Below are 12,713 nucleotides of genomic sequence, written 5' to 3'. Positions count from 1 at the left end.
CTCCACCAGAACTGCCCCGAACGAAAGGGGAATCGCCATGGGAATCCAGACCTCCCTCGACGCCCTGCACACCGCCGACCGTCTGATCGACGCGATGCGCCTCGCCGACGACCTCGCCTTCGAGGCCGGGCGAACCGGTGGCGTCCGCACCATCAGGATCCTGGCCGCGGCCATCGCCTCAGACGACCAGCTGACGGCCATCGCCGCCACCCATGCTCTCGCCGAGGTCATCGACGAGCAGGTCGACGGCATCCTCTCGGCGCTGCTGTCGAGTGAGCGGGGATTCCTGCGCGAACACGCGGCCAGCGCTCTCGGCTCCCGGTTGCCCCGGCCCGACACGGTGGGGCGCCTCATCGGCCTGATCAGCGGCGGCGGGTTCGGCGGCATGGTCGCGCAGCGCACTCTCGAGCAGTGGTCGCCGCAGGTTCCCGACCTCGTGGCCGTCGGCCTCGAGGGAGCATTGCTCGGGGTTCGTGAGCCCGCCGCGCGCTACCGCCTCGTCGAGACCCTCGGCCTCGTACGCGGTCGTGTCGCGACGCGACCGCTCCTCGCGATCGCTGCGGACGCCGCTGAAGAAGAGCGGGTGCGGGTTGCCGCAGTCGCGGCCCTCGGCCAGCGGCGCGGACACCGCAGCATCGCCGGTGTCGTCGAGCAGTTGGCGGTCGGCGACGGGTTCCTCGCGCAGGCGGCACGCATGGCCCTGGTCGACCTGGCTGCCGGAAGCGACCAGACCGGCCGACCCGACGACGGCCGCGACGACGAACCGCGCGAGCGCGAGACCGGTGGCCTCACCGTGGCTCAGCTCTTCCTCCACGCCGACATCGATGCGGGGCTGACCCAGGCGGGCAGCGGCGACAACGGAGGCATCGCGACCCTCCTGGTGCGTCTCGGCGACGAGCTCGTCACCGGCGACACCGTCGACCGCGTCCTCACTCTGTCGCGAGGCTCGGTCGCCGGGGCGCTCGAAAGCGTCGCAGCGATCGCAGGATCCGACACGGGGCACCTCTACGGGCGCATTCCGCTTCTGAGCGACCCGGTTCCGTCGGCTGAGGCCTGGCCGCTGCGGGTGGCTGCGCGTCGCGGCATCCGCCGGATCCTTCGCGCCTCGGGTGGCGTCGACATGCTGCACCTGCGCATGGCCGATGTGGGCAGCCTGGCCGCCGCCGATGTGGCGCGCGAGCTCGACATTCCCGTGGTGTTCACCGTGGCGCCGGATCCGCACGCCGTCATTCAGTCGCTCGACCTGGCCGGCTCGCTGACGCGCTGGAACTTCGGCGACCTCGACGAGCGCGAGCACTTCTGGTTCCGCAGCCGTCTGGTTCAGGAGCTCGCGGCGGATGCCGCCCACACCGTGCTCTTTCCGCGGCCGAACCTCGAGACCGACATGCGCGAGCTCGTCGGCATCGACGTCACCGCGCACCCCGAGCGACACACGATCGTGCCCGAGGGCATCGACCTCGAGGTCGTCGATCGGGCCGTCGCCGAAGCACGCTCGCACGCGGCGGGGGAGGCGCCCTCCGGGGCTCTCGTCGAACTCCGCGGCCTCGTCGAGGCCCTCCCGGAGGAGCGTCGTGGGCTTCCCCTCATCGTCAGCGTCGGTCGGTTCCACCGGGTGAAGGGCATGGCGACGATCGTCGCTGCATGGGCGTCGCGCGATTTGAAAGACCGTGCGAACCTCCTCCTGATCGGCGGAAACCTCGACCAGCCGAGCCCCGACGAGCGCGAGCAGCTCGGCTTGATGGATGTCGTCGTGCCGTCGGCCGACCGAGCCGCAGCCGGTCTCCTGCTGCCGGGGCACCAGCCGAACGACACAGTCGCTCGCTGGGTCGCCGCGGCCCGCTTCGGTCTGCCCGGGCTGAGCGCCGCCCAGGGCGTCTACGTCTGCGGAAGCCTGAAGGAGGAGTTCGGCATCGCGCTCCTGGAGGCGATGGGCTCCGGGCTGCTCGTGGTCGCTCCGAACGGTGGTGGCCCCGCCACCTACGTGCACGACGGCGACACCGGGTTCCTCACCCGCACCTGGGATGCCGCACTGTTGCACGACGCGATGCTGTCGGCGCTCGACGCTGCCGCACGCGAAGACTCCGACGAGCGGGCCGACCGGTCGCGCGCGACGGTGGAAGACAGCTTCACCATCCAGGCCATGGCCCGGTCGCTTTCGGAGGTCTACGGAGACGTTCACGACGATGAGGTCGTCCTTCACGACTGGAGCCTCGCGACCCGATGACCCTCTTGATCATCAGCCCCGACTACGCCTCGCACCTTCTTCCGCTGGCGACTCTCGGCACCGAATGGCGCGACCGCGGTGACCGCGTCGTCGTCGCCACGGGCCCTGCGACGGCCGCCATCGTCGAGTCGTTCGGATTCGAGCGCGTCAATCTGCAGCTCGCCCGCGGGTCGAACCCGGGTGTCATCCGGGCGGAGGAGCAGCCCGAAGGCGAAGACGACTCGCTCCGTGGCTTCTTCGACGCCACCCGCGAGGGCATGGTCGAGACCCTCGCGTATCAGGCCGCAGAGCGCCTCACCGACCTCATGTGGATGCCGGTCGACACGGCCCGGCAGGTGCAGCGCGTCGTCGCCGAGGTGCAGCCCGACCAGATCATCGTCGACCACCTTGCGTTCAGCGCGAGGCTGGCGTTGACCGCGGCGCGCATCCCCTTCGCCGACGTCGTGCTCGGTCACCCCAGTGCGCTGCCGGTAGCGGGAGAGGTCTACGGCTACCCGCCGGCGTGGCCGGGGGCGTTCGAGCCGGATCCTGCGTCGTTGACCGCTTTGCGCGAGCTTTGCGACCGCGTCAGCGACTCCTTCACCCGCGAGTGGAACACCGCTCTCGCCGAGCTCGACCCGCAGGCGCCACCGAGCGACTCGGCGTTCGCGGAGCATGGCGACCTACTGCTCTACAACTATCCGGCTGAGCTGCACGACCCCGCGAGGGAGCTGCCGCCCCACGCGTTCTTGGGCTCGGCCGTGCGCGACGAGCCGGTCGATGCCGAAGTCGAGGAATGGCTCGCCTCGTCCGATTCGCCGTTTGTCTACGTGAGCTTCGGGTCGTTCCTGTCGGTGCGCTCCGACGTGGTGGCCCGGGTCGTGGACGCTCTCAAGTCGCTCGGCCTTCGGGCGGCGGTCGCGGTCGGCTCGGCCGATCGCTCCGATCTCGGTTCCCTCCCGGGTGACTGGTTGGTCCGGGAGTTCTTGCCGCAGGTGCGACTTCTTCGAGCTGCTTCGGCCGCCGTCACGCACGGGGGCAACAACAGCGTGACCGAGGCGGTGACCGCGGGCGTGCCTCTGCTCGTGCTGCCGTTCTCGACCGACCAGTTCGCCGGTGCCGAGGCCATAGAGCGTGCGGGGTTCGGCATCGCTCTGGCTCCGAATACGGCTACCGTGCCGCAGCTCGGCACGGCTCTCCAAGCGGTGTTGGACTTGCCCCGCGAGAAACTCGACGCGTTGTCGGCCTCGCTCGGTCAGACGCCCGGGCGCACGCGAGCGTTCGATGCGCTCGTGTCGAACACGAACCTGGCCATGTCGTCGGAGCTGCCGGACGCCTCGCGGTAGCTCTCCATGAGGGTCGCGTTGGCGTCGTAGTACGGCCCTTCGCGCACCTCAGCCGTGTGGTGCAACGCATAGACGGTCCCCTTGTGACGCTGGGGCGGGGCGCCGAGCAGCGTCTCGTGAGCGACGAACCAGGCGGCGTCTTCGAAACCCCAGCCGCGGAAGCGCTCGTCCTGCCCGCCGTGGCTCCACCAGGTCGCGGGCGTCGTGACGTAGACGCCCGAGCAGGCGCCGCGCACGAGTTCGAACTCGCACTCGGTGAGCGGCGTTCCGGCGTGGAACTGCTCGGTGCCGTCGCGCCCGAGCCAGTGGTACTCGGTGTACGGGAGTTGCACGAGCGGCGACGTGCGGGCGGCGGCGATCGCGGATCGCAGCGGGCGGATCTCGGGGAGCGTGTCGGCGTCGCCGATCACGACGACCTCGTCGGCGTTGCGTGCGGCATCGGTCACGCCGATGTTGCGGCAGCGGGCCAGGTTGAAGACCTCGTCACCCGAGTCGACGGTGACGATCTCGGCCTCCGGAAGATGCTCGCGGTACCAGGCGACGACGCGCTCGAAGGCGTCCACTCGAGAGGGCTGAGGGCGCCAGGGGAGCACGACGGTGACCATCCGTCGAGCCTAGCTGTGCGGTCAGGGCCGGGAGCGCAGGATCCGGCACACGTCGCTCGGATCCTGCGCCCGTCACGCCTCGAACTGCGCTCGGCCCTGCCGCCTGCAGGTCTGTGGTTCGTTTGCAAATTTGAAGGAGAAACCGCCGGTCAACCCCGCCGATCGCGATGAATGCGTCGGGTGCCCGTGCATTCTCCTTCGAATTTGCAGCCTGTGCGGGTCGTTCCCGCCGGCACGGTCTCGTGCGGCAGAATACGAATATCGGTCTGGGAATCCAGGCAAGCCTAGGCCGGACTCGAAGGATAAAAGAGAAAAACCCCTGCAGGAACAGGGGTTGATCTCGCCTCGTGAGAGGCCAGTGGTCTGAGTTGCACGTAAACTCGGATAACTGACTATCCGAGTATACGTGTATCCCCTTCCTTCCGGTAGGGGTGCGCAGACCGCAAGCCTCCTGCCCTGGTGATACGGCGGCCCCGAGTCCACTCGGGGCCGCCTCGCCGGCTTCGAACCGCTCAGCGGCGGTGTGAAACGACCTTGACGACCTTGGCCTTGCCGCCGGTGCTCAGCACGGTGACCGTCTTGTTCTTGTTCAGCTGCACGGTCGCGCTCGTGGCGGCCGCGAGGTTGAGGCGCTGCCATGAGCCGGTCGCCTTGCGAGTCTGGTCGAGCGGGTAGCCGGACGAGATCTCGGTCTGAGCGAGCACCGAGGTGCGCTGGGCCGCGGTGAGGGTCGGGAACGCGGTGTGCAGCAGGTTGCCGGCGCCGGTGGGCACGGAGGCCTTGAGGCCGCTCGTGCCGACCTTCGGGATTCCGTACGTGAGGCGGCTCGTGTAGACCTTCACGGCCGACTTCCGATCGGTGACGACCTGAGCCGTTCCGCCGGGCAGCTTGTTTCCGGCGTAGGGGTTGTTCGTGTAGTTCTTCTCGGAGGCGATGCACTTCGCGAGGGAAGCTCCGCACTGCTTCGAGAGGTAGCTCGTGAGCTCCTTGCGCGCCGGGGTCAGAACACCGTCGACGTACGCCTTGTCCGACCAGCGGGCAGCCAGCGCCGCCTCGCCGTCGATGCGACCGCCGATGATGTCGAGCGGGTAGTGCACCCCGAGGACGATGCGGTTGTTGCCGGCCTCGGAAGCCCGGGTCAGGATCTCCGGTGCGAGCTGGGGGAGCAGGGTCGCGAGCGTGATTCCGGCCTGGTAGGCCGTCGTCGTGTGGCCGCTCGGGAACGACCCTCCCGTGCAGATGCCCGTCGTGCTGTAGCTCGGCGACAGGGCGACATCGCTCGACGAGAAGCGGTGGCTCGAGTCGACCGCGTCGGCAACGCGCACGATCTTGAGGTTGCCGGCGGCGTCGGCGTAGCTGTGGCCGACCCGGTTCGCCAGGAGTGACGAGGCGTTGACGACGGTGGGGGAGCAGCCGGCGGCGTCACCCGCGACCGGAGTCGAAGTGGAATCGGTGGGAACGAAGGGGCGCGGGTAGCTGAAGTTCGCCTTTGCGGCGCTCGTGCCGACGTAGGCGCCCGAGGTGCCGTTCGAGCTGTTGATCAGAGCCGACGTCAGGGGAAGAGCCCCCGAGTTGCGGCCCTTGATGTAGATCGCGGCGAGCTTCGAGCCGAGTGCATCGGCGATCGTCATCGACTGGTCGTACGCCGTGCCGGTGGCGTTCTGGTACTCGGAGTCTTGTAGCGCCCGGAACTTCTGTGCCGTGGTGGCGTGATTGTTGATCCAGACGGCGAGCTTGTCGTTGGCGGCGAGAGTGGGGCCGTCCTCGACCGTGCCGTGCAGGTCGTTCTTGCCGGTCGACGTCCAGAACTGGTTGTAGCCGGTGAGCAGCGGGATGAGGTCGGGGGCGGTGGAGTCGCTCGGGTAGGTCGTCGCCGCGGTAGCGGACAGCGGGGTCGCGACAAGAGCCGCGACGGCGACCGCGGCAGCGATGCCGAAGCCGGCGCGAGTCAGTGCTCGGGAATGCGTGGGTGTGGGCATGAGTCCTTCTCCGGTTCGCCAGTGTCGCGGCAGAGCGGCACCGAGGGGGTGGTGAGGGATTGACGCTAAGACACGGAGTTGACCGGCACCCCACGAACTGGGGTCACGCAGGTGAACATTATTGCGCGGTGTGCACTATCGCGGGTCGGCGGCGAAGGGCCGCGGGGCCACGGGGCCGCGCTGCAAATTCGAAGGAGAAACCGCCACTCGACCCCGGCCGATCGCGATGTCTTCGCCGGCCGAGCGCGGTTTCTCCTTCAAATTTGCAAGAGGGGCTAGACGGCAGACGCGACCTGCCCCAGCGCCGCCCGTGCCGAACCCCACGACGCCAACCGCTCGCGCACGTCGCCACGCTGCTCGACCTCCAGCGCCGAAGCGAGCGACGCGTCGAGCACATCGTCGATCAGGATTCGTCGGCCCTCGTTTTTCGAGGCGATGGCCGCCTCGACCATGGCCAGGCTCAGCACGTTGCCGTGCACCTCGCCGTCGGGGCTCTCGCCCGTGCGGAGGGCACTGACGAACGCCGCGAGGGATCCTGCGATTTCTACTCCGACCGATCCGAGAGCGTCGGGGTTGCCCGGCTGGCCGTCGATCTCGCTCACGGGAGCGTCGTCACCGCTCCAGGTCGCGGCACCGGCCTCGCCCGAGACCCGCCAGGAGCCGTTCCACGACGTCTCGAGGCCGGGGCTGCACCACGAGCCGTCGTACGTGTAGCGCAGGCCGCCCTCGAATTCGAAGATCGCCGACGCCGCCGCATCGCCCCGGTACCACGACCACGACGGGTTGAACGATTCGCAGTAGACGGCGACCGGCTCGGCGTCGAGCAGGTAGCGGGCCGAGTCGAAGGCGTGGATCGCCATGTCGAGGAGGAGGACGTCGTCCATCTCGTCGCGGAACCCACCGAAGTGCGGGGCCTTGGCGAACTGTGTGCTGAGCAGGCCGAGCCGTCCGAGCAGGCGGGCGTGCTGCTTGAAGGCGACGAGCTGGTCGTTGTAGCGGCGCGACTGCGACACCATGAACAGCTCGCCGGTGATCTCGGCCGCAGCCACCAGCGAGAGGGACTGCGCGACGGTCGGTGCGACGGGCTTCTCGCCGAGCACGGGCAACCCGAGGAACAGTGCCTGGGTCGTCACCGGGTGGTGCGCGACCGGCACGGTGATATCGAGGATCGCGTCGGGCCGGGTTAACTGGACGAGGGTTTCGAGATCGGCGTCTACCGGGAGTGTCGGGTCGCCGTAGAGGGCGGCACCGGCACGCGCCGTGTCGAGATCGAGATCGACGATGCCGACGAGTTCGACGTCGGGGGAGGCAGCGATCACCTCGAGCCACGCCCGACCCATGCCTCCGGCGCCGACCTGGATCACCCGGAGTGGCCGGTCGGCGGAGTCGACCCGGCGGAAGGCGCTCACGCGGAGACCGAGGATCCGGCCGACGCCGCGACGTCCGACCCCGAAGCGGAAGCCTCCGCCGGAGAGGCAGGGGCCTCGAGCGGGTGGTCGAACGGCCCGGCGTAATGCTGCCCGTCGAAGTATTCGCCGAGGTCGTAGCGACGGAGCGTCGGCATCTCACGCGGGCGCTCGGGGCGTGCCCACTCGCAGCCGTTGGCGAGCACGCGACGGACGTCTTTGTGGAAGTAGACGGGGAAGTCCTGGTCGCCGGGCGAGAAGTAGAAGATCTTGCCGAGCCCGCGACGATAGGTCATTCCGGAGCGGAACACCTCGCCGCCGGTGAAGCCCGAGATGAAGATGAGCTCATCGGGCGTCGGCACGTCGAAGTACTCGCCGTACATCTCTTGTTCGGGGATCACAATGGGGTTCGGCACGCCGCGGGTGATGGGGTGCTGCGGGTTGACTGTCCACACGAGCTCCTGGTCGTGCTCGCTGCGCCAGCGCAGCGTGCAGGTGGTGCCCATGAGCTTGCCGAAGATCTTCGACCAGTGGCCCGAGTGCAGCACGAGCAGGCCCATGCCCGAGAGCACGTGGCGGTGCACACGATCGACGATGAGGTCGTCGACGTCGGCGTGGGCCGCGTGCCCCCACCAGGTGAGGACGTCGGTGTTTTCGAGCAGCTCGTCGGTGAGGCCGTGCTCGGGCATGTCCATCGTCACGACGGTGATGACGGCGTCGGGAAGGTTCTCTTGGATGCCGGCGGCGATGGCCCCGTGCATGCCGTCGGGGTAGCGCTCGGCGACGTGAGCTTCCACCTTCTCGTGGACGTTCTCGCCCCAGACGGTGATTCGAAGGGGCGCAGCGCGGAGGGGTGATGTGGTGTCAGTCATGGGGAGTCCTTTACTTGACCGCGCCACCGGTGGCACCGGCGGCGATGAATTTCTGGGCTGCGAGAAGCAGCACGATGGCGGGGATGGAGGCCATCACGGCGGCGGCCATGACGGTCGACCAGTCGGAGGTGAACGTGCCGATGTACTGGTAGATGCCGAGGGTGATCGGCTGGACGTCCTGCGTCGTCGTCAGGGTGAGGGCGAAGAGGAAATCGCTCCAGGTGAAGAGGAACGTGAACAGCCCGGCGGTGATCAGCGAGTTGACGCTGATCGGCAGCACGATGGAGCGGAAGGCCCGGAAGTTGCCGGCCCCGTCGACCTTCGCCGCCTCGATGATCGAGGTGGGGATGTTCAGCATGAAGGCCCGCATGATCAGGATCGCGAACGGGATGCCCGCGGTCGAGTCGGCGAGGATCAGCCCCGGGATCGAGTTGAGCAGACCGAGGTCGTTGTACGCGGCGTAGAGCGCGTTCGCGACCACGATGCCCGGGATCATCTGCGAGATCAGGATCCCGAACAGGAGGGCGTTCACGCCCCGCACCTTGAACTGGGCCAGCGCGTAGGCAGCGGGCGTCGCGATCACCAGGCTGATGATCACGCTCCCGAGAGCGACGAGCAGGCTGGTGACGAGGTTGCCTGCTTGATCCTGGAACGCCTGCACGTAGCCGTTGAACTGCGCGTGGATCGGGAACCAGGCCGCCTCGATGGCCGGCCCGGCGGGCTGCAGCGAGATGTTGATCATCCAGTAGACCGGGAAGAGCATGACAGCCAGGATGAGCACGCCAACGGCGGTGAGGAGGTACTTCTTCCCGTTCCCGCGGACGCGGGGTTTGGGCGTTGCCCCGCGGCCGGCGGGGCGCCGGAGGGGGAGTGCGGTGTCAGTCATCGACGGCCTTCCTGTTGAGGCGGAGATAGACGATCGCGAACAGGGCCGAGATCACGATGAGGATGTTGCTGAGAGCGGCTCCCGAGCCGAAGTCGAACTGTTTGAACGACAGGTCGTACGACTGGGTCGCGATGGTCTGCGTGGCATTCGCCGGGCCGCCGTTCGTCAGGCCGAGGATGATGTCGAGCACCTTGACCGTGTAGACGACTCCGAGGACGAGCACGACGCTGACCACCGGTCGCAGCATCGGCCAGGTGATGTGGCGGAACGCCTTCCACCCGGTTGCGCCGTCGAGCGAGCCCGCCTCGTAGAGCTCTTCGGGGATGTCTTGCAGCCCGCCGTACAGGATCGTCGTGTTGAAGGGGATCCCGATCCAGATGTTGACCAGGATCACGGTGATCAGGGCCACGCTCGGGCTTGTGAGCCAGGGCACGGGGCCGATGCCGACTCCGCCGAGGAACTGGTTGAGAACGCCGGAGTCTTGGTCGAGGATCCACTTCCAGACCGCGCTCGAGACGATGAGCGGCAGCAGCCAGGGCAGCAGCAGCAGCGAGCGGAGCACGCCCGACAGCGGGAAGTTGCGGCGGAAGAACAGGGCGAAGAGGAGACCGATCGCGAACTGCCCGACGATCGAGCCGATCGTGAAGAGGGCGGTGTTGAGCAGCGCGGTGCCGAAGAGCTGCGAGCCGAGCACCTTGACGTAGTTCTGCAGGCCGACCCAGGGGGCTTCGCCGGTGTAGAAGGTCGTCGTCGTATAGGCCTGGAAGCTCATGATGACGTTCTTCACGACGGGGAAGCCGAAGAAGAGGAGGAGGTAGACGGCGGCCGGCACCAGGAACAGGAGTTGGAACAGTCGCTCCAGCTTCATGCCGCCCGGCCTCCGCCGGGGCCGCGGCGACGAGACGCGAGTCTCGTCGGCCGCGGCCCGGCGCGTGGTGCGCGCCTGAGCGGTGGAGGTCATCGTCAGTTGCTCGACTGGGCGTTCTTCAGTGCGTCGGCGGGCGACGACTGACCGGTGAGCGACGACTGCACGGCGGTGTAGATCTTCGTCGCGGCCTTGGGCCAGTCTTCGCCGAGCTCGCCCGTCCGGGCACGAGCACTGGCGACGAGGTCGACGAACACCTGTTCTGCGGGAACGTCTTTTCCGAACTGCTCGGCCGCGGCGGTCTTCGAGGGGATCGTGTAGCGGAGTTTCGCCATGCCGAGCTGGTTCTTCTCGGAGTTCATGCAGTCGACGATCTTCGCCGCGACCTTCTGCTTGGCCTTGTCGCCGGTGTTCGGCACCGTCCAGACCTCGCCGCCGAGCGGGGCGACCGCGGTGTCGCTGGCCGACTGCACGGGGATCTGGGCGATCCCGTAATCGACCTTGCTGTCTTTCAGGCCGGGGATCTGCCACGGGCCGTTGATCATCATCGCGGTCTTGCCGGCGATGAACTGGTCGTTCACGTCGGCCTGCGTCCAGTTGACGACGCTCTTCGACATCGAGCCGTCTTTCACGAGGTCGGTCCAGAGCGACAGGGCCTCCTCGGTCTGGGGCGTGTTGATGTCTTTCTCGTCGCCGCCGTTCGACCACATGAACGGCAGGAACTGCCAGGTGCCCTCGTAGGTGGCGTTCGCGTCGACCGCGAATCCGTACTGGCTGCCCTTGGTGAGCTTCTTCGCGTCGGTCTTCAGCTCGTCCCAGGTGGTCGGGGGAGTGATGCCGGCCTTGTCGAGGATGTCTTTGTTGTAGAACAGCGCGATCGTGTTGACGGTGGGGGCGAGGCCGTAGACCTTGTCTTTGTAGGTACCGGCGTCGAGCACGCCCTTGGCGTAGCCGTCGGTCGAGATGCCGTAGTCGGTCAGCGGCGACAGGGCGCCGGTCGCGGCGATCTGCTGCAGGTCGGGGTTGTCGAGCATCAGCACGTCGGGCAGCGTCTTGGAGGAGGCCTGCTGGAGGACCTTCTGGATCAACGAGGATCCCGGCACCAGGGTCCGGTTGATCTTCACGTCGTTCGCGGCCCCGCATTTGTCGAGGTAGTCGCCGATGACGGTCTTGTCGTTGCCCTGGTTGTAGTAGTCGAGGACGGTGATGGAGTCGACCTTGCCGGACGACGTCGAGCCTCCGCTGCCGGAGCAGCCGGCGAGCACGAGGGGGATGGTGGCAGCCATGGCGACTGCTCCAAGGGCGGTTCCGAATCGGGATCTAGGCTTCATTGCTTAGCTCTTCTCTTGATGGGTGCAGGGCACGGCATCGTGACTGCCGCGATCGGGAGCCGCGGCCGGATCGCTTCGTCGCGTTCCCGAGTGGGCACGACCGTAGCAGTAAAGCGCTTAGCCAGTAAAGCGCTTAACGCAGATTTTTCGTGAGTGATTCACGAGTACAGTGACTCCACCGGGACCACGAGGGGGCAGGCATGGCGACCATGCAGGAGGTGGCGATCCGCGCGGGCGTCTCGATCGCGACCGTGTCGTTCGTCGTGAACGGCACCAAGAACGTCTCGCCGGGCACGCGCGAGAAAGTCACGACGGCCATGGCCGACCTGGGCTTCCGCAACAACGTGGTGGCCCGGGCGCTAGCCAGCCGTCGCACCCGGATCCTCGCTCTGCTGTTTCCCGCGCTCGAGCACCGCCTCGGCAGCACCGCGCTGCAATTCGTGTCGAGTGCGGCGGCCCGCGCCTCCGAGCTCGGCTACCACCTCGTGCTCTGGCCCGCCGGCACCACCGCCGACGACCTCACCGAGCTGCTCTCGGGCGGTCTGGCCGACGGCGTACTCGTGATGGAGGTCAAGATGACCGACCCGCGCATCGAGAAGCTGGTCGAGATGGACGTGCCTTTTCTGTCGATCGGGCGTACGTCGGATCCTTCGGCTCTGCCGTTCGTCGACATGGACTTCGAGACGACCGTCGAGAACGGCCTCGACTACCTGCAGGGTCTCGGCCACCGACGAATCGGTCTCGTGATCGAAGACCTCGAGGGCACCTCGATGGACGGCTACGGCCCGCACATCCGCGTCGAGCGGTCGTTCCGGAGCGGAATGCTGCGCCGCGAACTCACCCCGGTGGTCGTGGCGTGCGGACCCTCGGCGCGCGGCGGGCGGGAGGCGGCCCGGATGCTGCTCGAGCAGGATCCGAAACTCACGGCCGTCATGATCATGAAAGACGACTCCACGTTCGGGCTCGTGAGCGGCCTCACGTCAGCGGGGCTCAGCGTGCCGGACGACGTCTCGATCCTGGCTGTCGCCTCGTCGAACGAATCGGGTGCCGCGACCGAGCCGGTGCTCTCGACGATGAACGCCCCCGGCCACGAGCTCGGCGGCCTGGCCGTGGAGGCGCTCGTCGCCCGACTCGACACCGGATCGACCGAGCTGCCGCACGTGCTGCTGCCCTGCGTGCTGAACGTCGCCGACTCGACCGTGGTGGCGCGCGAGCGGTAG

10 protein-coding genes are annotated in these 12,713 nt (G+C 67.9%); 3 read left to right on the top strand and 7 right to left on the bottom strand.

The window, feature by feature from the left end; genetic code table 11:
* The first annotated feature begins 37 nt into the window (after window positions 1–37).
* Window positions 38–2,224 (top strand): glycosyltransferase, encoded by a 2,187-nt coding sequence (locus VH571_RS03745; RefSeq protein ID WP_423263395.1) that lies wholly within the window; start codon window positions 38–40, stop codon window positions 2,222–2,224.
* Window positions 2,221–3,549: a glycosyltransferase gene (locus tag VH571_RS03740; protein ID WP_423263394.1), complete on the top strand. Its 1,329-nt coding sequence runs from the start codon at window positions 2,221–2,223 to the stop codon at window positions 3,547–3,549. Before VH571_RS03745 ends, VH571_RS03740 begins: the two co-directional genes overlap by 4 nt.
* Here VH571_RS03740 and VH571_RS03735 read toward each other — a convergent pair.
* The 7 genes from VH571_RS03735 to VH571_RS03705 form a co-directional block, all read right to left on the bottom strand.
* Complete coding sequence (locus tag VH571_RS03735) at window positions 3,459–4,154, bottom strand: hypothetical protein (RefSeq protein ID WP_423263393.1); 696 nt, start codon at window positions 4,152–4,154, stop codon at window positions 3,459–3,461. The two genes, VH571_RS03740 and VH571_RS03735, sit on opposite strands and share 91 nt — an antisense overlap.
* Before the next feature lie 512 nt (window positions 4,155–4,666).
* Window positions 4,667–6,133 carry a phosphatase PAP2 family protein gene (locus VH571_RS03730; RefSeq protein ID WP_423263392.1) on the bottom strand — a complete coding sequence of 489 codons (1,467 nt, stop codon included), beginning with the start codon at window positions 6,131–6,133 and terminating at the stop codon, window positions 4,667–4,669.
* Window positions 6,134–6,408: 275 nt separating this feature from the next.
* Window positions 6,409–7,542 carry a Gfo/Idh/MocA family protein gene (locus VH571_RS03725; RefSeq protein WP_423263391.1) on the bottom strand — a complete coding sequence of 378 codons (1,134 nt, stop codon included), beginning with the start codon at window positions 7,540–7,542 and terminating at the stop codon, window positions 6,409–6,411.
* Entirely contained in the window at window positions 7,539–8,411 is an 873-nt protein-coding gene (locus tag VH571_RS03720; protein WP_423263390.1) for a ThuA domain-containing protein, read from the bottom strand. Before VH571_RS03720 ends, VH571_RS03725 begins: the two co-directional genes overlap by 4 nt.
* Window positions 8,412–8,421: 10 nt before the next feature.
* Window positions 8,422–9,297, bottom strand: coding sequence for a carbohydrate ABC transporter permease (locus VH571_RS03715; RefSeq protein ID WP_194605810.1), 876 nt, complete (start codon window positions 9,295–9,297; stop codon window positions 8,422–8,424).
* Window positions 9,290–10,165, bottom strand: coding sequence for a carbohydrate ABC transporter permease (locus VH571_RS03710; RefSeq protein WP_233573182.1), 876 nt, complete (start codon window positions 10,163–10,165; stop codon window positions 9,290–9,292). The genes VH571_RS03715 and VH571_RS03710 overlap by 8 nt, the downstream gene beginning before the upstream one ends.
* 95 nt (window positions 10,166–10,260) lie before the next feature.
* A complete protein-coding gene (locus tag VH571_RS03705) occupies window positions 10,261–11,493 on the bottom strand; it encodes a sugar ABC transporter substrate-binding protein (RefSeq protein ID WP_055959136.1) in 1,233 nt (410 codons plus the stop codon).
* A 200-nt stretch (window positions 11,494–11,693) separates the two neighbouring features.
* Between VH571_RS03705 and VH571_RS03700 the strand changes: the two genes are divergently transcribed.
* A complete protein-coding gene (locus VH571_RS03700; protein WP_235480933.1) occupies window positions 11,694–12,713 on the top strand; it encodes a LacI family DNA-binding transcriptional regulator in 1,020 nt (339 codons plus the stop codon).

The sequence above is a fragment of the Frondihabitans sp. 4ASC-45 genome, from assembly GCF_049472575.1.
Classification (GTDB): domain Bacteria; phylum Actinomycetota; class Actinomycetes; order Actinomycetales; family Microbacteriaceae; genus Frondihabitans.
This window is presented reverse-complemented; position numbering and strand designations above follow the sequence as displayed.

Excerpts from the sequence above, each read along its gene's own strand:
- VH571_RS03740 (WP_423263394.1), top strand. The coding sequence starts at position 2,221 with ATGACCCTCTTGATCATCAGCCCCGACTACGCCTCGCACCTTCTTCCG.
- VH571_RS03700 (WP_235480933.1), top strand. The coding sequence starts at position 11,694 with ATGGCGACCATGCAGGAGGTGGCGATCCGCGCGGGCGTCTCGATCGCG.
- VH571_RS03720 (WP_423263390.1), bottom strand. The coding sequence starts at position 8,411 with ATGACTGACACCACATCACCCCTCCGCGCTGCGCCCCTTCGAATCACC.
- VH571_RS03705 (WP_055959136.1), bottom strand. The coding sequence starts at position 11,493 with ATGAAGCCTAGATCCCGATTCGGAACCGCCCTTGGAGCAGTCGCCATG.
- VH571_RS03745 (WP_423263395.1), top strand. The coding sequence starts at position 38 with ATGGGAATCCAGACCTCCCTCGACGCCCTGCACACCGCCGACCGTCTG.
- VH571_RS03710 (WP_233573182.1), bottom strand. The coding sequence starts at position 10,165 with ATGAAGCTGGAGCGACTGTTCCAACTCCTGTTCCTGGTGCCGGCCGCC.
- VH571_RS03730 (WP_423263392.1), bottom strand. The coding sequence starts at position 6,133 with ATGCCCACACCCACGCATTCCCGAGCACTGACTCGCGCCGGCTTCGGC.
- VH571_RS03735 (WP_423263393.1), bottom strand. The coding sequence starts at position 4,154 with ATGGTCACCGTCGTGCTCCCCTGGCGCCCTCAGCCCTCTCGAGTGGAC.
- VH571_RS03715 (WP_194605810.1), bottom strand. The coding sequence starts at position 9,297 with ATGACTGACACCGCACTCCCCCTCCGGCGCCCCGCCGGCCGCGGGGCA.